18 protein-coding genes are annotated in these 18,429 nt (G+C 73.4%); 5 read left to right on the forward strand and 13 right to left on the reverse strand.

The window, feature by feature from the left end:
* Positions 1 to 27: 27 nt before the first annotated feature.
* From ACTMTB_RS07105 to ACTMTB_RS07125, 5 genes are all read left to right on the forward strand, one after another.
* Entirely contained in the window at positions 28 to 1,536 is a 1,509-nt protein-coding gene (locus ACTMTB_RS07105) for an LPXTG cell wall anchor domain-containing protein (RefSeq protein ID WP_441143409.1), read from the forward strand.
* A 189-nt stretch (positions 1,537 to 1,725) separates the two neighbouring features.
* Positions 1,726 to 3,261: an LPXTG cell wall anchor domain-containing protein gene (locus ACTMTB_RS07110; RefSeq protein WP_441143411.1), complete on the forward strand. Its 1,536-nt coding sequence runs from the start codon at positions 1,726 to 1,728 to the stop codon at positions 3,259 to 3,261.
* A 261-nt stretch (positions 3,262 to 3,522) separates the two neighbouring features.
* Positions 3,523 to 5,097, forward strand: a complete 1,575-nt coding sequence (locus tag ACTMTB_RS07115) for a 3' terminal RNA ribose 2'-O-methyltransferase Hen1 (protein ID WP_441143413.1) — start codon at positions 3,523 to 3,525, stop codon at positions 5,095 to 5,097.
* A complete protein-coding gene (locus ACTMTB_RS07120; RefSeq protein WP_441143415.1) occupies positions 5,094 to 7,613 on the forward strand; it encodes a polynucleotide kinase-phosphatase in 2,520 nt (839 codons plus the stop codon). Before ACTMTB_RS07115 ends, ACTMTB_RS07120 begins: the two co-directional genes overlap by 4 nt.
* Positions 7,614 to 7,767: 154 nt before the next feature.
* On the forward strand, positions 7,768 to 8,619 hold the full coding sequence (locus tag ACTMTB_RS07125) for a DedA family protein (protein WP_441143417.1): 852 nt from the start codon (positions 7,768 to 7,770) through the stop codon (positions 8,617 to 8,619).
* Positions 8,620 to 8,795: 176 nt separating this feature from the next.
* Here the strand turns inward: ACTMTB_RS07125 and ACTMTB_RS07130 are convergent, their stop codons facing one another.
* The 13 genes from ACTMTB_RS07130 to ACTMTB_RS07190 all read right to left on the reverse strand — a co-directional run bounded on the left by ACTMTB_RS07130 (position 8,796) and on the right by ACTMTB_RS07190 (position 18,425).
* Positions 8,796 to 9,173 carry an ArsR/SmtB family transcription factor gene (locus ACTMTB_RS07130; RefSeq protein WP_210777125.1) on the reverse strand — a complete coding sequence of 126 codons (378 nt, stop codon included), beginning with the start codon at positions 9,171 to 9,173 and terminating at the stop codon, positions 8,796 to 8,798.
* 57 nt (positions 9,174 to 9,230) lie between these two features.
* Entirely contained in the window at positions 9,231 to 9,770 is a 540-nt protein-coding gene (gene pyrE / locus ACTMTB_RS07135; RefSeq protein WP_088959511.1) for an orotate phosphoribosyltransferase, read from the reverse strand.
* 165 nt (positions 9,771 to 9,935) lie between these two features.
* The gene (locus ACTMTB_RS07140; RefSeq protein WP_441143420.1) at positions 9,936 to 10,748 is read right to left on the reverse strand and encodes an SDR family NAD(P)-dependent oxidoreductase; all 813 of its coding nucleotides are present in this window, start codon (positions 10,746 to 10,748) and stop codon (positions 9,936 to 9,938) included.
* Positions 10,749 to 10,757: 9 nt separating this feature from the next.
* Positions 10,758 to 11,396 carry a hypothetical protein gene (locus ACTMTB_RS07145; protein ID WP_441143422.1) on the reverse strand — a complete coding sequence of 213 codons (639 nt, stop codon included), beginning with the start codon at positions 11,394 to 11,396 and terminating at the stop codon, positions 10,758 to 10,760.
* 73 nt (positions 11,397 to 11,469) lie between these two features.
* Complete coding sequence (locus ACTMTB_RS07150; RefSeq protein WP_441143424.1) at positions 11,470 to 12,402, reverse strand: hypothetical protein; 933 nt, start codon at positions 12,400 to 12,402, stop codon at positions 11,470 to 11,472.
* Between the two features lie 87 nt (positions 12,403 to 12,489).
* On the reverse strand, positions 12,490 to 14,061 hold the full coding sequence (locus ACTMTB_RS07155; protein WP_441143426.1) for a polyamine aminopropyltransferase: 1,572 nt from the start codon (positions 14,059 to 14,061) through the stop codon (positions 12,490 to 12,492).
* Complete coding sequence (locus ACTMTB_RS07160) at positions 14,058 to 14,891, reverse strand: hypothetical protein (protein ID WP_441143428.1); 834 nt, start codon at positions 14,889 to 14,891, stop codon at positions 14,058 to 14,060. Before ACTMTB_RS07160 ends, ACTMTB_RS07155 begins: the two co-directional genes overlap by 4 nt.
* Complete coding sequence (locus tag ACTMTB_RS07165; protein WP_441143430.1) at positions 14,891 to 15,313, reverse strand: DUF350 domain-containing protein; 423 nt, start codon at positions 15,311 to 15,313, stop codon at positions 14,891 to 14,893. Before ACTMTB_RS07165 ends, ACTMTB_RS07160 begins: the two co-directional genes overlap by 1 nt.
* 31 nt (positions 15,314 to 15,344) lie before the next feature.
* On the reverse strand, positions 15,345 to 15,770 hold the full coding sequence (locus ACTMTB_RS07170; protein ID WP_441143432.1) for a DUF4247 domain-containing protein: 426 nt from the start codon (positions 15,768 to 15,770) through the stop codon (positions 15,345 to 15,347).
* Positions 15,767 to 16,273 carry a DUF2617 family protein gene (locus ACTMTB_RS07175; protein ID WP_441143434.1) on the reverse strand — a complete coding sequence of 169 codons (507 nt, stop codon included), beginning with the start codon at positions 16,271 to 16,273 and terminating at the stop codon, positions 15,767 to 15,769. The genes ACTMTB_RS07170 and ACTMTB_RS07175 overlap by 4 nt, the downstream gene beginning before the upstream one ends.
* A 2-nt stretch (positions 16,274 to 16,275) precedes the next feature.
* A complete protein-coding gene (locus ACTMTB_RS07180) occupies positions 16,276 to 16,905 on the reverse strand; it encodes a DUF4178 domain-containing protein (protein ID WP_441143436.1) in 630 nt (209 codons plus the stop codon).
* 124 nt (positions 16,906 to 17,029) lie between these two features.
* Positions 17,030 to 17,986 carry a hypothetical protein gene (locus tag ACTMTB_RS07185; protein WP_441143438.1) on the reverse strand — a complete coding sequence of 319 codons (957 nt, stop codon included), beginning with the start codon at positions 17,984 to 17,986 and terminating at the stop codon, positions 17,030 to 17,032.
* Between the two features lie 58 nt (positions 17,987 to 18,044).
* On the reverse strand, positions 18,045 to 18,425 hold the full coding sequence (locus tag ACTMTB_RS07190; RefSeq protein WP_441143440.1) for a hypothetical protein: 381 nt from the start codon (positions 18,423 to 18,425) through the stop codon (positions 18,045 to 18,047).
* Positions 18,426 to 18,429: the final 4 nt, after the last annotated feature.

Raw genomic sequence — 18,429 nt, forward strand, 5'->3', positions numbered from 1 at the left:
CTCCGCCACCAAACGGGAGGACAGTCGATGCTCCGGCACTCCATCCGGCGCTGGCTCGCCGGTGCGGCCGTCGCGGGCGCGTTCCTCGCCGCCACCGCCGCTCCCGCGAGCGCGGCCGGCGACCTCCGGATCGCCGCACGGGACCTGCTGGTCGCCCCGGGGCACACCGCTCCCGGCGCGGTGCGGGTCGACTTCGACGGCTACCCCTCCCCCGACGGCCGCCCGGTGACCCTCGACATCGAGCTGTCCGGGTGGGACTCGCTGGGCAGCTTCACGGTGACCGACGACGGCGGGTGGGACTGCGCCCGTCACGCCGACAACCTGCGCTGCCTGGGCGCTTTCGGCCGGTGGAGCCGGACGCCCACCCTCTACTTCCAGCTCACCGCGCGGGCCGACGCCCCGCTCGAAGGGCGGGCCGAGCTGACCGTCCAGGGTTCCTCGGCCGTCGGCACAGCCACCCGGAAGATCACGGTCACCGTGGTCGAGGGCGTCGACCTGGTGACCGAGCCGAAGACCGCGCTCCGCGCCGGGCCCGGCGGCACCGTCGACCTGACCAGCACCGTACGCAATGCCGGACCGGTGCCGGTGCACGGCGCGGTGCTGACCCTCGACGCCGACATGGACGTCATGTCGGTCGACGACTTCCGCAACTGCCGACGCGCCGAGGCCCGGCTCACCGTCTGCCGGTTCGACACCGAACTGGCGCCCGGGGTCAGCTACCGGCTGTCGGCACCGCTGCCGCTCACCCTCAAGACGTTCCTGCGCAGCGGCCTCGTGCTGCCCAACCGTCTGCAGTGGTGGACCCCCGACGACTGGGCGCTGGTCGAGCAGGACCCGGACGTCCCGCTCCCACCGGACACCCCCGGCACCGGCGACGAGTTGCGCCTGGTGGCGCAGCCGACGGCGCGGCAGACCGACAGCGCCACCTGGAACAGTTGGACCGCGGTGGGCATCACCGTCACCGGCGACCGGACCGCGGATGCGGCCGCCGTCGGGGGGCGGGTCAACGCCAAGGTCGGCGACCGGGTGGCGGTGACGCCCGGATTCCGCAACCTGGGGCCCACGGAGGTGGAGACCTGGCGGGAGATCCCGCTGGTGCGGTTCCGCATCCCCGACGGCACCACCGCGGTCGAGGTGCACTGGGGGTGCGCGCCGATCGGCGCCGGCCCCTGGAAACCCGGCGACACGTTCGGCCAACCCGGGGCCCGGGAGTACGGGTGCAGCGGCCCGGGCGACATTGCCGGTGTCGGCGAGACCGTCTCGTACTCCTTCACCCTGCGGGTGGACCGGCTGCCGTGGCCAACCGCCGGGCGAGTGACCGTCGACGTCGAGGCCGACACCGACCCCGCCAACGACCGGGCGGAGATCGTGCTCGTTCCGCCGGCAGCGAGCGGCGGCAACGGCGGTGGCGACGACTCGCTGCCCATCACCGGCGGATCCACCACCCTGACGATGGCGGTCGGCGGGCTGCTGCTCGCCGCCGGTACGACGGGGGTCCTGCTGGCCCGCCGCCGACGCACCGACTTCGTCGCCTGACCAGCACCGCGTCACGCCCCGTCGCCGCCCTGGCGACGGGGCGTCGCCATGGTCCGCCCGTTGCGCCGAAGATGCTCAGCCGTTCGGCTCGATTGCCTGGTCCAGACGCCATTCGGGGTGACGCGGTGTTTTAAGGAGTCCTTAAGATCCGCAGGCTCCACCTGGACACCCCCACGGGAGGAACCCCCAATGCTCACGCACTCCACCCGGCGCTGGCTCGCCGGGTTGGGCGTCGCAGGCGCGTTCATCGCTGCCTCCGCCACCCCTGCGGTCGCCGACGGCGACCCGTTCGAAGTCATCGGCCAGGACATGCTCGTCGCTCCGGGCCACACGGGCTCCGCGTACGTCTTCGCAGCGCCGACCGGCTCTGAGCAGCCGCACCAGTTCGGCCACACCACGCTGGACATCGACTTCTCCGGCATCTCCGACTTCGCCGTCCTCGAGCAGCCCGGTGAGGGCTGGGGATGGGCGTGTGAGACCTCCGCCCAGGCCGTGCACTGCGAGACCGAGTTTGCCGAGGACGACGGTCCCTGGCTCGCCATCCAGGTGACCGGCAAGGACAACGCCACGCCGGGCCAGAAGGGTCAGCTGGAGTACGCGATCACCTCTGGTGGCCGGACGGTCAAGGCGGCCTCCACCGTCACCGTCGCCGAGGGCGTCGACCTCCAGACCGAGCCGGAGGCCAGCGTCAGCGGCGCTCCGGGCAGCCGGGTCGGCACGCCGGCGATCGTCCGCAACGGTGGCGACACGACCACCCACGGTGCCGTGCTGTTGGTGCACGGCGACTACCTGTATCGGTACGCGGGCAACTTCTCGAACTGCCGTCCGACCGACTTCAACGGTGCCCTCTGCACCTTCGACGAGGACCTGGAGCCGGGCAAGACCTACCGGCTCTCCGAGGAGACGCCCTTCCAACTCCATGAGGACGCCCGGACGGGTGCCAGCCTGCTGGCGACGAACGTCTGGTGGACCAAGGACGACTGGGAGCTGGTCAACCGAGACTGGCCGCAGGAGGGCGAGCCGGGCAGCGGGGCGAAGCTGCGCCTGGTCGAGCAGACCGGGGCCAAGTCGCTGACCCCGCAAACCGACACGGACAGCATGAACAACTGGACCGAAATCTCGGTGAACGTGACCGGCGACAACCCGGCGGACCTCAGCGCCACGGGCGCCACAGCCAGCGGCAAGAAGGGCGAGGTTGTCCAGGTACGCCCGGGCTTCACCAACCTCGGCCCGGCCCTCCTCGAGTACCAGGACAAGCCGGTCTTCCGCGTCACGGTCCCGGAGGGCACCACCGCCGTCGAGGTGTCGGGCGAGTGCCAGCCGTACACGTCCGACTCGGAGTGGGACCCGTGGAACGGCAAGTGGGGTGAGCCGGGTGCCCGGGAGTACGCCTGCTGGGTCAGCGAGACCCCGAAGGGCGTGGACTACTCGTACGAGTTTGGCCTGCGTATCGACAAGGTGACACCGGACGCCTCCGGGGCCGTCTCCCTCAAGCTGGTTGGCGACCCGAACAGCAAGAACGACAACGCCGAAATCATCATTAACCCGACCGGCGCCGGTGGCGGCAACGGTGGCAACGGTGGCAACGGTGGCGGTGACGGCGGTTCGCTACCGATCACCGGTGAGTCGACCGGCCTGATCGCCGGCATCGGCGGCCTGCTGCTCGCCGCCGGCGTCGGCGGCTACGTGGTGGCCCGCCGCCGCAGGACCCGCTTCGTCGCCTGACCCACCCCGCACCACCCGGCGCCCCGTCGACCATCGGTCGGCGGGGCGCCGCCGTCTCCCGCCGAGGGAGGACCGCCGGCCAAGCCGCCCTCCACCCAGCCCGTCCGCAGAACCCCGCCAGCACCACCAGATCCCGAACCAGAAGCAGCACCCCGGCCACCCTGAGCCGGCGCACGCCGCTCAACCCCGTCGGGTTTCCGGGGGAGCCCCACCCACAAAAAGAGGGCGACGCAAGATCGAAACCCCTGAGACCATGAGCCCGTGCTGCTCACCCTGACCACCACCCACCGGCCGGCGACCGACCTCGGGTACCTGCTGGTCAAGCACCCTGACCGGGTCCAGTCCTTCGAACTGCCGGCGGGCACCGCGCACGTCTTCTACCCCGAGGCGGGCGAGGACCGGTGCACCGCCGCCCTGCTGGTCGAGGTCGACCCGCAGCGGCTCGGCGTGGGGCGGCGTGCCGGCCGGAAGCAGGCCCGCACCCCGGAGAGCTTCACCCTCGGGCAGTACGTCAACGACCGGGCGTACGCCGCGTCCAGCCTGCTCGCCTCGGCACTGTCCACGGTGTTCCGGTCGGCGCTGCGCGGCGAGTCCCGGGACCGCCCGGAGCTGGCCGGCACCGCGATCCCGCTGGAGGTACGGGTGCCGGTGCTGCGCTGCCGCGGTGGCGCCGACGTGGCCGGGCGGCTCTTCGCCCCGCTGGGCTGGACGGTCACCGCCACCCCGATCCCGCTGGACGAGCAGCACCCCGACTGGGGTGACAGCCGGTACGTCGACCTCGTCCTGACCGGCAGCCTCCGGGTCGCGGACGCCCTCAACCACCTGTACGTCCTGCTGCCCGTGCTGGACGACGCGAAGCACTACTGGGTGGCGCCGGACGAGATCGACAAGCTGCTCCGCGCCGGTGCGGGGTGGCTGGCCGACCACCCGGAGCGGGCCCTGATCACCCGTCGCTACCTGGCCCACCGCCGGGCGCTGGCCGGGCAGGCGCTGGCCCGGCTGACCGAGCTGCGCCTCGCCGACGAGCCCCTGCCCGACGACAGCATCGACGAGCCCCCGGCCGACCCGGCACCCGTGGCCGGCGTGGCCGGACCCGACGCCGGCACCCCGCAGAGCGAGGCCGGTGCAGCGGGACACGAAGGCGGAGCGGCCCGGACGACGGACGCGGCCGGACCGGGGCGGGCGTCGCTGGCGGTACGGCGGCGCGACGCGGTGCTCGCCGCGCTCGCGGCCAGCGGCGCGACCCGGGTGCTCGACCTCGGCTGCGGCGGCGGCGCGCTGCTCACCGCCCTGGTCGCCGACCGGCGCTACACGGAGGTCGTCGGCACCGACGTCTCCACCCACGCGCTGACGCTGGCCGCCCGCCGGCTGCGCCTGGACCGGCTGCCGGAGCGGCAGCGCGACCGGATCCGGCTCTGGCAGTCCGCCCTCACCTACCGGGACGACCGGCTGCGCGGCTACGACGCGGCGGTGCTGATGGAGGTGATCGAGCATCTCGACCCGCCCCGGCTGCCGGCGCTGGAGGACGCGGTGCTGGGCCACGCCCGGCCGGGCACCGTCGTGGTGACCACGCCGAACGTCGAGTACAACGTCCGCTACGAGGGGCTGCCGGCGGGGCGGTTCCGGCACGCCGACCACCGCTTCGAGTGGACCCGCGCCGAGTTCGCCGCCTGGGTCGAGCGGGTGGCCGCGACGTACGGCTACACCGCCACGATCGGCGGCGTCGGGGAGGAGGACCCGGAGGTGGGCGCCCCCACCCAGCTGGCCGTCCTGACCACGACCGAAAACACCATGACCGAAGCCACCACGACCGACCGGAAGGAGGAGCGCCGATGACCACCCTCGACATCCCCGAGCTGGCCCTGGTGGCGCTGGTCGGCGTCTCCGGATCGGGCAAGTCGACCTTCGCCCGCCGGCACTTCCTGCCCAGCCAGGTGCTCTCCTCGGACATGTTCCGGGCGATGGTCGCCGACGACGAGAACGACCAGTCCGCCTCCGCCGACGCGTTCGAGGCGCTGCACCACATCGCCGCCACCCGGCTGCGTCGGGGCCGGTTGACGGTGGTCGACGCGACCAACCTCCAGTCGCACGCCCGGGCCGCGCTGGTCCGGGTGGCCCGGGAGCACGACGTGCTGCCGGTGGCGCTCGTGCTGGACGTACCGGAGGCGCTGGCCTGGGAGCGGACCCAGGGGCGGGCCGACCGGACCTTCGGCCGGCAGGTGCTGACCCGGATGCAGCGGGATCTGCGCCGGACGTACGGGCTGCTGGCCCGGGAGGGCTTCCGCAAGGTGCACGTGCTGCGCGGCGTCGAGGAGATCGAGGCTGCGGAGATCCGGTACGAGAAGCTCTTCAACGACCGGCGGGAGCTGACCGGGCCGTTCGACATCGTCGGTGACGTGCACGGCTGCCGGGAGGAGCTGGAGGCGCTGCTGCTCCGGCTGGGCTGGTCGCTGCGCCGCGACGACGCGGGCCGCCCGGTGGACGCGGTACACCGGGCTGGTCGTACCGCGGTCTTCGTGGGTGACCTGGTGGACCGCGGCCCGGACTCCCCCGGGGTGCTCCGCCTGGTGATGGGCATGGTGGCGGCCGGGCACGCGATCTGCGTGCCGGGCAACCACGAGCAGAAGCTGCTGCGCAAGCTGCGCGGCCGGGACGTGCGGCTCACCCACGGCCTGGCCGAGACGATGGCCCAGCTGGCGGCCGAGGACCCTACGTTCGTGGCCGAGGTCGCCGCCTTCGTCGACGGCCTGGTCAGCCACTTCGTGCTGGACGGCGGCCGGCTGGTGGTCGCGCACGCCGGCCTGAAGGAGGCCTACCAGGGCCGTGCGTCCGGCCGGGTCCGCGCGTTCGCGCTCTTCGGGGAGACCACCGGGGAGACCGACGAGTACGGCCTGCCGGTCCGCTACCCGTGGGCGCGCGACTACCGGGGCTCGGCCATGGTCGTGTACGGCCACACGCCGACCCCGGAACCGGAGTGGGTGAACAACACCATCTGCATCGACACCGGCTGCGTCTTCGGCGGCCGGCTCACCGCCCTGCGCTACCCGGAGAAGGAACTGGTCGCCGTCCCGGCGGTCAAGGAGTGGTACGCCCCGGTTCGCCCGCTGGTCAGCACCCCGGCCCGACCGGACACGGTGCTGGACCTGACGGACGTCACCGGCCGCCGGCACCTCGAGCACGCGTACGGGACGCTGACGGTGCCGGCGGAGAACGCCGCCGCCGCGCTGGAGGTGATGAGCCGGTTCGCGGTCGACCCGGGCCGGCTGGTCTGGTTGCCGCCGACCATGGCGCCCTGCTCGACCTCCACCGTCGAGGGCTTCCTGGAGCACCCGGCGCAGGCGTTCGAGGACTACCGGGCGGCGGGCGTGGACCGGGTGGTCTGCGAGGAGAAGCACATGGGCTCGCGGGCGGTGGTGCTGGTGGAGCGGGAGCCCACCGGTGGGCCGTTCGGCGGCGGCGTGGTGCACACCCGCACCGGCCGGCCGTTCTTCGGCGCGCCGCTCGACGAGCAGTTGCTGGCCCGGGTACGCGCGGCGGTGACCGCCGCCGGCCTCTGGGCCGAGCTGGGCACCGACGCGCTGCTGCTCGACTGCGAGCTGCTGCCCTGGTCGGCGAAGGCGGGCGGGCTGATCCGCGAGCAGTACGCCAGCGTCGGCGCGGCCGGCCGGGCCGCGCTGCCGGCGGTGCTCGCCACGCTGGACTCCGCCGCGACCCGCGGGCTGGCGGTGGACGGGCTGCGGGAGCGGATGGCGGCCCGCCGCGCCGAGGTGGACGGCTATTCGACGGCCTACCGGGCGTACGTGGCGCCGACCGACGGGCTGCGCGGGGTGACGCTGGCGCCGTTCGCGGTGCTGGCGGGCGCGGGCGTGAGCTTCGCCGACCGGGACCACGGCTGGCACCTCGACCTGGCCGACCGGCTCTGCGCGGCCGACCCGGAGTTCTTCACCCCGACCCGGCGGCAGGTGGTCGATCTCGCCGACGCCGACGCGGTGGCGGCGGCCACCGACTGGTGGCTGGAGCTGACGTCGACCGGGGGCGAGGGCATGGTGGTCAAGCCGTACGCCGGGCTGGCCGCCCGGTCGGCGCGCGGCTCGCTGCTCCAGCCGGGGATCAAGTGCCGGGGCCGGGAGTACCTGCGGATCATCTACGGCCCGGGTTACACCGCCGCCGACCAGCTCGCCGCGCTGCGCCGCCGTTCGCTGGGCCGCAAGCGGGGCCTGGCCCTGCGCGAGCACGCCCTCGGCCTCGCCGCCCTCGACGCGTTCGCCGACAACGCCCCCCTCTGGCGCCGCCACGAACTCGTCTTCGCCATCCTGGCCTGCGAATCCGAACCCGTCGACCCCCGCCTCTGACCCCGCGCCCACCTCCGAGATTCGGGCACTTTCGGAGAAAGCGTTGCCATTTCGCGCTCCATGGCCACGCTTTCGGAGAAAGTGCGGGCAAGGGCGGGGGTGCGGAAGGGGGGGCGGGGGTGGGGCGGGGTGGGGTGAGGGGCAGGTAGCCTGTGTGGCCGTGGACACAGGTGAGAAGAGCCGGGTAGTCGTCGAGACGATCGCGTTGAATCCGCTCGACCCCAAGGAGCTGTTGCAGACCTTCGGGCTGATCGGCGTCTGGGTGATCCTCTTCGCCGAGACCGGCCTGCTGGTCGGCTTCTTCTTCCCGGGTGACTCGCTGCTGTTCTTGGCGGGCGTCGCGGCGTCACCGGTGGCGGACGCGATCTTCGGCGACGGCACCCGGCTCTCCCTGATCGGGCTGCTGATCGGCGGGCCGATCTGCGCGATCGTCGGCGCCCAGCTCGGGCACTGGCTCGGCTCCAAGTACGGCCGGCGGATGTTCGACCGCCCCAACTCCCGCCTCTTCAAGAAGGAGTACGTGGAGAAGGCGGAGTTCTACTTCCAGAAGTTCGGCCCGGCGAAGGCCGTGGTGCTGGCCCGCTTCATCCCGATCGTGCGGACCTTCCTCAACCCGGTGGCGGGCACGCTCGGCATGCCGGCCAAGCAGTTCTTCCTCTGGAACGTGATCGGCGCCATCCTCTGGGTCGACGGCATCCTGCTGATCGGCTACCTGCTCGCCGAGCAGATCTACAGCGCCATCGGCGACAAGATCGACCGGTACATCCTGCCGGTGGTCGCCCTGATCATCCTGATCTCGGTGCTGCCGATCTTCTTCGAGTTCCTGCGCGACCGGAAGGCCCGCAAGCGGGGCGAGGCCGTCGCCGTGGTCGCCGCCGCGAGCGCGGTCGGCGCGGTGGACGCGGTGCGCGACACCATCGAGCACCACCTGCACCACGACCAGCCGCAGCAGCCGCAGCAGCCGCAGGGCGACCGGCGCTACCCGGACCACGGCCAGGGCCGCTGACCCTCGGACACGACGAACGGCCGGCCCCGGAAGGGACCGGCCGTTCGTGCCACCGGATGTCCCGGCGGACGGATCAGCGAGCTGGCTGGTGACAGGCAGGAGTCACCACCCGATGACGCCACCCCTGGTACGTCACCGGACGTCGCCCCGGTCAGGGACGACGCGCGGACACCGGGTCAGCGGGCCTTCTTGGTGGCCCGCTTGCGCGGCGGGGTCAGCAGATCCGCGATCGTGGCGATCGCGGCCGGCACCAGCCGGTAGTAGGCCCACACACCGCGCTTCTCCCGCTCCAGCAAGCCGGCCTCGGTGAGGATACGCAGGTGGTGGCTGACCGTCGGCTGCGAGAGGCCGAGCGGCGCCGTCAGGTCACAGACGCACGCCTCGCCCTCGGGGGCCGACTGGATCAGGCTGAGCAGCCGGAGCCGGGCGGGGTCGGCAAGGGCCTTGAGGACCCCCGCCAGCCGCTCGGCATCGGCACGTTCGATCGGCTCGCCGGCAAGCGGCGAGATCTGAGGCATGGTCATTTCAGCCAACGCAGTTCCCACGTATTCCATCCTTCCACCAGCAGCATCGATCCGCCTGCATATCAGCAGATCCGAATCGGCAAATTTTTACGCCACAAGGCCGAGGTCAGCCAACGTATAGGCCGCCCGATACGGCAGTCCGGCGGCACGTACGGCGTCCCCGGCTCCTCGATCAACAATAACCGCCACACCAACGACCTCCGCCCCGGCCTCGCGCAGCGCCTCGACGGCGGTCAACACGCTGCCGCCCGTCGTCGAGGTGTCCTCCACAGCAAGTACCCGCCGACCGGCCACTTCAGGCCCCTCGATCCGCCGTTGCAGACCGTGCGCCTTTCCCGCCTTGCGAACCACGAACGCGTCCAACGGTCGATCGGTCTCCGCCGCGGCGTGCAGCATCGAGATCGCGATCGGATCCGCGCCGAGGGTCAGCCCGCCGACAGCCTCATAGTCCCAGTCCGCGGTCAGCTCGCGCATCACCCGACCGACCAGCGGTGCAGCCTGGTGATGCAGCGTGACGCGGCGCAGATCGACGTACCAGTCCGCTTCGCGGCCCGAGGAGAGCACCACCCGGCCGTGGACCACAGCCAGGTCGGAAATGAATTTACGCAGGTCGTCGCGGTGCCCCATGGCGATAGAGGGTACTGCGCGAGTCTGTGCGCCGGATGTGGGGTCCACCCGGGTCAGCCTCGCGGGCGACCGATGGGTGGCGATGGACGGCTACGCTGTGCGACCACGCTGGAATCCCGTACCCTGCCGGCGCCGCCGTGACGGCACCGGCCGGGGCAGCGCGGGTCAGCCGTCGGTCGACTCGACCCGTCCCCGGCGATCCCGGTAGGCCATCCGCAGCAACCGCCGCGGCGCGTGCCGCAGGCCGGCCACGGCGAGCTTGTACTTCCAGTCCGGGACGCTGATCTGCTTGCCTTTACGCAGGTCACGCAGGGCGCCGTCGACCACGTCGTCGGCCCGCAGCCACATCCAGCGGGGCGTGCCGGACATGTCGATGCCGTTGCGCTCGTGGTAGCCGGTGGCGGTGTAGCCGGGGCAGAGCGCCATCACCCGTACGCCCAGCGGGCGCACCGACAGGTCGACGGATTCGCTGAAGCTCGTCACCCACGCCTTGCTCGCCGGGTACGTCGAACCGGGCATCACCGGACCGAAACCGGCAACGGAAGAGACATTTATCACTATCCCGTTTCGTCGATCCGCCATCGGACCGAGGGCGGCCAGGGTGAGCCGCATGACGGCGTGCACGTTGAGCCGCAGCAACCGCGTCTCGTCGGCGACGGTGGACCGCAGGAACGGCCGGTTGAGGCTGAGCCCGGCGTTGTTGACGAGCAGCTCGACCGGGGCGTTGGCGTCGGTCAGCCGCCGTTCCACCGCCGCGCATCCGTCGTCGGTGGACAGGTCGGCGGAGAGCGTCTCCACCCGGTGACCGTGCCGGGCGGTCAGGTCGGCGGCCACCTCGGCGAGCCGGGTGGCGTCCCGGGCCACCAGCACCAGCTGCCACCCGTCGGCGGCGAGCCGGCGGGCGAACGCCTCGCCGATGCCGGCGGTGGCGCCGGTGACCAGCGCCCGTCGCTCGGTGGCCGGGGTCTCGGACGTCACGGGCGCTCCTCAGCGGGACGGCGGCGGGGCCTGCGGGGGCGGGTACGGGCCGTACGGGAGCGGCGCCGGTGGCGGGGGCGGCGTCGGCCGGGCGCGGCCGAACCAGCCGTTCGCCGCGGGCAGCGCCAGCAGCACGGCCACCACAAGGTAGCCGAGCACCTGGCCCACCGAAAGGGCCGCGTTCAGCGGGAGCCACCAGGACGGGTAGGCGCCGCCGAGCAGGCCCAGCAGCTCGGCGGTGCTCTGCTCGTCGGTCCGCAGCGGGCGGGCCCGCTGACCGACCAGCACGGCCAGGCCGCAGCAGCCGCAGAGCAGCCCCAGCCCGGCGACCACCCAGGTCGTCACCCGGGCGCCCCGGCGGCCGGCGAGCAACCCGGCGGCGAGACCGACCAGCAGCAGGCCGACCAGGACGGTGAGCACCGCCGAGAGGGTCGTGGTGACCCGCAGCAGGGTGACCACGCCGCCGACGTCGTCCGGGCCTGCGGTGGTAACGGCGGCGGCCGACCGGAACCGGTCCACCGTGCCGCCGAGGGCGAGCAGCGCCGCGACGGCGTACGCCCCGGCGGCGAGGGCCATCAGCCCGAGCACCGCCGCGGCCAGCGTGACGGCGGCGGGCCGACGCGCCGGGGCCTGATCCGGGTACGACACGACGATTCCCTCCGGTAGGCGTCGGCTTGCAACCTACTCGGAGGGAATCGTCGGCGTCGCTCGTACTGGCCCGTCAGCTGCCGGTCGGGCGGGTCGGGTCGGACGGCGGGACGTCCCCGCCCGGCCGGTCCTGTCCCTGCGCCGGTCCACCCTGTTCCGGCTGGCCGGCCGGCGGCGCGGCGGGCGCGTCCGACGAGGGCGAGGACGGGGCCGACGGCGGCTGCCACGGCGAGGCGGGCGGCGGCTGGTCCGGCGCGGCCGGGTAGCCGGGGGCCGGCGGGTAACCGGGCTGGCCGGGGGCCGAGGGCTGGCCCGGCTGCGCGGGCGGATAGCCCGCCTGCGGGTAGCCCGGGGTGGCCGGGTAGCCGGGGGTCGCCGGGTAGCTCGGCTGGCCGGGGTAGGCGGCGCCGGGGACCGGCGGCTCCCAGACCTGCTGCGGCTTGCGGAAGAACTCGTTCGCCTTGGGGAGCGCGAGCAGGATCAGCGCGGTCAGCAGGGCGAGCAGGGCGATCACCGCGAGCAGCGTGGTGACCGGCCCGTACCAGGACGGCAGCGCCTCCTCCAGCCGGCGCTGCACCTCCTCGGCGCTCGGGACGTCACCGTCGGTCGGCGCGCCACCGCCGGCGGTGAGGCCGCCGGCGGCGTTGCCGGCCGTGCCGAGGCCGCAGCAGCAGAACATCAGGCCGCCTAGCACCCAGGTGGTGATCCGGGTGCCGTTCACGCCCCGGTTGTTGAACGGGCCGAGCACGGCGAGCACGATGGCCAGCAGCAGCCCCACGATGGCGCCGCCCAGGCTGAAGGCGACGGCGAAGTCCGCCACCCCCTGCACCCCGTTGGCGGAGGTGCCGCGGTAGGCCTCGTCCATCACCTCGCGGATGGTGCCGATGGTGGTGAGCGCGATGATCAGGTTGATCACCTGGATGAGCGCGAACAGAATCAGCAGATAGCTGGAAATCGTCACCACGGCCGGCCGGACGCGGGCCGGTGTGTGCTGGGAATCGACCACGATTCTCCTTCCCCTAGATCGCGCCCACACCGTATCCACTCCGGCCCAGCCGCGCGCGCACCAAATAGCCGGCGGCCGGCGACGGGGTCAGTAGCCGCGCCACTCCGCGCGGGCGTACTCCAGCACCCTGGGCTGGAGCAACGTGGACGCGGGGACGTCCAGGCGGGCCCGGTCGGCGGGGAAGGCGGCCGCCGCCCGCAGCACCGACGGGTCCAGGAAACGCAGCGGCGGCGCGTCCGCCGGCAGCTCCAGCGCGGGCGGGATCACCCCGGCGGTGGCGAGCAGGAAACCCCAGTCGCCGAAGGAGGGCACGTCCACGTGGTACGGCACGGTGGCGAAGCCGGCCTCGCGTACCGACGCCTCGATCGACCAGTACGACCGGGGCGCGAAGTACGGCGACCCGGACTGCACCACCAGCCGGCCGCCCTCGGCGAGCGCCGACCGGATCAGCGCGTAGAACTCGACGGTGTAGAGCTTCGCGGTGGCGGTCTCGTCCGGGTCGGGCAGGTCGGCCACCACCACGTCGAACCGTTCCGTGGCGGTACGCAGCCAGCCGAACGCGTCGGTGTTGACCACCCGCACCCGGGGGTCGGTGAACGCGTCACCGTTGAGCCGGCGCAGCTGCGGCTCGGCGCGAGCCAGCGCCACCACAGCCGGATCGAGGTCGACCACGGTCACCCGGCGGACGTCCGGGTAGCGCAGGATCTCCCGGACGGCGAGCCCGTCGCCGGCCCCGAGCACCAGCACCTCGCCGCGCGGGCCGCGCATGGCGGGATGCACCAGTGCCTCGTGGTAGCGGTACTCGTCGACCGAGCTGAACTGGAGGTCGCCGTTGAGGTAGAGGCGCAGGTCGGCGTCGGCGTGCCCGGCCTCCCGCACCGACCGGGTGAGCACGATCTCCTGGTAGCGGCTGCGCTCGGCGTGCACCACCGGGTCCCGGTAGAGCTGCTGCCGGGCGGTCAGCTCGAAGTCGGCGGCAGTGATCCAGGCGTACCCCAGGCAGAGGGCGACCACGACGGAGCCGGCGGCGAGCGCGACCCGCGCCCGGCGGCTCAGCTCCGCCCGGAACACCGTGCCGACCAGCGCGAGGCCGGCCACCGCGTTCACGGCGCCGACCACCAGCGCGCCCTTGAGCTGGCCGAAGACCGGTATCAACAGGAACGGGAAGGCCAGCCCGCCGAGCAGTGCCCCGACGTAGTCGGCGGCGAACAGGTCGGCCACGGCGCTGCCGGCGGACTGCTCGCGGATGCGTTGCAGCATGACCATCAGCAGCGGGATCTCCGCGCCGATCAGCAGGCCGAGCACGAACGCGGTGCCGACCAGCGCCGGGCCGTAGAGGTCCAGCCAGGCGAAGGCGGCGTAGAGGCCGAGCACCGAGAGCCCGCCGAGCAGCGCCAGGGTCAGCTCGACCACGGCGAACGCGGCGGCGGCCCGGGACTGCAACGGCTTCGCGGCGAGCGCACCGACGCCCATCGCGAAGACCATCACGCCGAGCACGATCGAGGCCTGCCCGACCGCGTCGCCGATCAGGTAGCTGCCGAGCGCGACCAGGGCCAGCTCGTAGACCAGGCCGCAGGCCGCGCAGACGAAGACCGCCAGCAGGACCCCCGCCCGGGCCGCCCGCCAGCGCGCTGGGGCGGCCGGCGCGTCGGTGGTCACGCCCCCTCCGGGGTACGCGTCGCCGCCGTCTCCGCCCCGGCGCGCTTCGCGGGCCCGCCTCCCCGGCGCTGCCGGCGGCGCTGCACGACTCCGACGGTGACCAGCAGGCTGGTGACCAGCAGCAGGCCACCGGCGGCGAGCAGGTAGCCCCAGCGGTCCCGCCACAGGTCGCTGCCGGGGTCGGGCAGCGGCGACGGTTCCGTCGCGGCCGGGGCCGGCGTGGCGGCCGGCTCGACCGCCCCCGCCTCGGCGGCGAGCAGCGGCAGCATCACGGCGGCCCGGGTGACGGCCCAGCCCGGATCGTCGATGAAGACCTTCTCGGTGACCCCGAGCCGCCCCAGGCCGTCCGCGATGCGCAGCAGTTCCGCCGCGGAGAAGTCGCTGGATCCGTTGACGTCGACGTAGGCGTTGTCGTCGCTCTCGCTGCTCTCCGACGGGTAGTAGATCCGGACGCTCACCTGCAGCCAGCGCGGGCAGGCCGGGTTGTCCTCGACCGCCACCCCGTCGCCGAGGTTGGAGCCGACGCTGACCGGGTCGCCGTAGCCGAAGTAGTCCGTCAGCTCCCAGCCGTAGCAGACGCCCTGGCTGGCCGTGGAGCGCTGGAGGATCGGCACGGTGTCGCCGCGCTCCTGGGCGGTCGGCGGCGGCACGATGTCGGACCCGTCGTCGCCGTTGACGATCGCCCCGACGGTGCAGGCGGCGACAGTGCCCAGCAGGCCCACCCAGATCAGGGCCTGCTTCCACACCGGAATCTCCGCGCTCTTCGCTGGGCTCTTCGCGCCGGTGGTCGCCGAGCGCCCGGCGGCGCCCGGCCGCTTCGCGGCGGTCATCAGCTGATCGCGGCGGCGATGATCGCGCCGGTGGCGAGATGGACGACGGCGGAGACCCAGACCGCGGGGTGCGGCTCCGGGTCGACCAGGATCTCGCCGAGCCGGCCCGGGGTCGCCGCGTCGAGCAGCAGGAACGCCGCGGCCATGATGACCAGGCCCAGGATTCCGTACGCGGCGGCGCCGATCAGGCCGAGGACGAAGTCGTCGGCGCTGGCGGCGATCGCGGCGACCACGATGACGCCCACGCCGGCGAGGTTCGAGGCGAGCAGCAGCGCGGCGTTGCGGTTGCGCTCGGTCCAGATCAACTCGTGGAGCTTGCCGGGAGTGGCCACGTCGACCAGGACGTAGCCGACGGCCATCAGGACGACGCCGACCACGCCGTAGGCGAGCGTGACCAGCAGATCGGTGACCAGGGTCTGCACAGGGGACTCCAGGGGTGTCGTTCGGGTCGGGCTACTTGCCGCTGCCGGGGCCGCCACCCCGGACGGTGCTGCCCCGGCCCCAGCCCCAGTGGCTGCCCACGGTGGAGTGGTAGCGCGGGTAGGCGGTGCGGAGGCTTTCGAGGAGGATCACCGAGCCGGTGGCGATCGGCAGGATCACCACCGAGTCGTCGTCGTAGCGCAGGTAGACGCCGCTGCCGTCGACGTACTGGTCGGCCGGTTGCCAGGCCTCGGTCACGTCCTGCGCCACCTGGCTCGGGGTCTTGTCCGAGGTGTATGCGACCGCCTCGCCGCCGATGTCCTGGCTGGTCGCCCGGGTGTACCGGTCCTCGACGTAACCGCGGGGCGAGAAGTTACCGTAGAAGATCGCGAAGGCGGCGACCAGGGCGCCGATGACGGCGAACCCCACCCCCACCACGAACCAGCGCCGGTACGTCATCGCAGTGCCACCACCGTCTCGGTCAGGACCAGCTCGTTGGTCTGGGGATACGCGTGCCAGGTCCGCCAGCCGACCGACCCGTCCGGCGGATCGGGCCGTACCGCCAGCGCGGTGACCGCGTCCGGGTCGCCGGGGAAGACCCCGACCAGCGCGTACGGGTCGTCGGTCAGTTCGGCGCGGAGCGCGGCGACGCGGGCACGCAGTTCACCGGCGGGCGGCCGGAGCACCGTGGCGGTGAACCGGTAGCCGTTCGGCTCGTCGTGCAGCGTGCCGGGCAGGTGTGGTGGCCGACCCGGCAGGCAGGCCACCGTCTCGGTGAGCCCACCGGTCGGGGTGGGCAGGACGACCTGATGGGAGGCGCCGAGCAGGCGCAGCCGCAGCCGGACGCCGCCGGGCAGGTCGATCTCGCGGACGGCCAGGGCCGGCAGCTCGGGGTCACCCAGGGCCAGGCCGAGATCGGCGGCGCTGGTGTCGACGTACGGGGTGTCGATGCGGACCAGCACGCTCAGCCCACCTTGTCCGGGCCGGCCTGCGGGTAGACCATCACCTCGGAGCGGTGCAGCGGCTCACCGACGGCCACCTCCCAGCCGGCCTCCCCGTACGCCTCGAAGGCCAGCCGGGCCCCGCCCTGCGCCCGGTAGTCGTGGTAGCGGACGGTACCCGTCGGGTCGAGGCCGGTGGTGCCGGTGGCCGAGTAGCGGGCCTGCCCGGACTCCTCCCACGAGTAGCGGCGGCCGGCGAAGTCGAGGATGGGCGCACCCGGCGTGACGGTGGCCCCCGGTTCGGCGGTCCAGAGGACCAGCTCCACGTCCGGGTCCTCCTCGACGGAGAGCCAGCGCTTGGCCCCACCGGCGTCGTCCAGCAGGTGCTCGGCCCAGCTCCAGGCGCCCTCGACCAGGTGCACCGAGCCGCGGATCGCGTACGACACCTGCCGGATCTCGACGATGTCGCCGGGCTTGAGCTTGCGCGGGTCACCCCGGAGCGCGTCCGCGTCGGTGTCCCGGAACGGGTCGCCCGGTGCCGCCGGCCCGGTCCTCTTCCGCTGCCGGGCGAGGGCGATCACGGCGATCACCACCCCGGCCACCCCGACCAGACACCCCACCGCCGCCACCAGGTACGCCACCGAACCGTCCACCCCGACCGCCTCCCCACGCGTCGGCGGAGACGGTAACAACCCCGCGCACCTGGGGAAACACGCCCGGCTTGAGTGAGCGACCAGTCACTCAGCGTCCCGGTGTGGAGGGGGTGGGACCGCCAGCTCAGCTGCCCGGCTTCGGTCCGGCGTCCGGCGCGTCCGGTGCCGGCGGTGCGTCCGGTGCGGGCTGCGGCGGGGTGGCGGACGCGGGCTGGGCGGGTGCGGGCTGGGCGGACGCGGGCTGGGCGGGTGCGGGCTGGGCGGGTGCGGTCGGCATGGGCTGGGGCGGCATCGGCTGCGTGGCGGGCTGAGTCGGCGCGGCCGGCATGGGCGCGGCCGGCGTCAGCTGCGGCGGCAGGCCGTGCGCGCGCGGGTCGGGGCAGAGCATGTAACCGGGCGGCAGCAGGAAGGCGGGCGGGTAGGGCGGGTTGAGCGGTGCCGGGCGGGCCTGCTCGGCGGCGCGGGGCACGAACCAGCGGTGCACCGACGGCAGCGCCAGCAGCACCACCGCGGTGAGGGTGAGGCCGACGACCAGCAGCGTCCCCAGGCTGCCGGCGCCGAAGAGGATGTCGCCGGTCGGATCGGACCCGTCGCCGTAGAGCTCCCGCATGAACCCCGATTCCTCCGGCATGAACTCGGCCGGGATGTCGGAGTCCCACTCCTCCTCGGGGCCGCCGAGGGCGAAGAGGAAGGGGATGAACAGGACCGACAATCCGCCCTGCGCGCAGGTGGCCAGCAGTTGCAGGCCGCCGGCCACGAAGACCAGGATCCGGGCGACGTTGCTGCCCCGACGGACGCCGCGCGCGGTGGCGAGGAGCCCGGCGGCGAGCAGCAGCGCGGGCACCCCGAGCACACAGGACATGACGATGTTGCCGAACCGTTCGCCGGAGACCTCGTCCAGATCGGCGTCGGGCACCAGCCGCGCCGCGCGGTCGATCTCGCCGTTCCACTCGATCGCCTGCCAGATCACCAGGCCGAGCAGGGCCAGCAGCACGACGGCGGCGGCGATCTGCATCCAGGAGGCGACGGTGACGGCGGTGGGGCGCGGTGGGCGGGCCGGCGCGCCGGCGTCCTGAGTCATGCGGGGAAGCTACGGGGCGTCGACCGGTTGCCGCAGCCCCGTTCGGCCGGACTCCGGCCTACCGTCCGGCCAGCCTTTCGGTGGCGTACCCGGGCAGGCTGGCGTTGCCCATCACGCAGCCGGTGAAGGTGGTGAACTCGCCCTTGTCGTCGCGCAGCGACGCCCAGGCCTCCCGGGCCGCCGCCGGGTCGACCCGCTCCAGCAGGGTCGCCGCGTACGCCTTCCCGGCGGGCGAGCCGTGCCGGAGCAGCCAGTCGACCTTGTCCCGCGCCTCGTCCGGGTGCGCGTGGAGGGCCTCCTCGACCCGCCGGTACGCCTCCGTCACCGGCAGCAGCGTGCCCGCGATGCCCACCCCGCCGAACGCGAGCGTGTCCGCCCCGGCGAGCTCCTTGACGGCCGCGTCCAGCTCCCGGTCCCTGCTCTTCCCGATCCCGAACATGCCC

It is taken from the genome of Micromonospora sp. L32 (assembly GCF_052068055.1).
GTDB classification, from domain to species: Bacteria; Actinomycetota; Actinomycetes; order Mycobacteriales; family Micromonosporaceae; genus Micromonospora; species Micromonospora purpureochromogenes.

Coding starts and splice junctions, on each gene's coding strand:
- ACTMTB_RS07170 (WP_441143432.1), bottom strand. CDS start 15,770: ATGACGTACCGGCGCTGGTTCGTGGTGGGGGTGGGGTTCGCCGTCATC.
- pyrE (WP_088959511.1), bottom strand. CDS start 9,770: ATGGGGCACCGCGACGACCTGCGTAAATTCATTTCCGACCTGGCTGTG.
- ACTMTB_RS07190 (WP_441143440.1), bottom strand. CDS start 18,425: ATGTTCGGGATCGGGAAGAGCAGGGACCGGGAGCTGGACGCGGCCGTC.
- ACTMTB_RS07120 (WP_441143415.1), top strand. CDS start 5,094: ATGACCACCCTCGACATCCCCGAGCTGGCCCTGGTGGCGCTGGTCGGC.
- ACTMTB_RS07105 (WP_441143409.1), top strand. CDS start 28: ATGCTCCGGCACTCCATCCGGCGCTGGCTCGCCGGTGCGGCCGTCGCG.
- ACTMTB_RS07130 (WP_210777125.1), bottom strand. CDS start 9,173: ATGGAATACGTGGGAACTGCGTTGGCTGAAATGACCATGCCTCAGATC.
- ACTMTB_RS07160 (WP_441143428.1), bottom strand. CDS start 14,891: ATGACCGCCGCGAAGCGGCCGGGCGCCGCCGGGCGCTCGGCGACCACC.
- ACTMTB_RS07110 (WP_441143411.1), top strand. CDS start 1,726: ATGCTCACGCACTCCACCCGGCGCTGGCTCGCCGGGTTGGGCGTCGCA.
- ACTMTB_RS07185 (WP_441143438.1), bottom strand. CDS start 17,986: ATGACTCAGGACGCCGGCGCGCCGGCCCGCCCACCGCGCCCCACCGCC.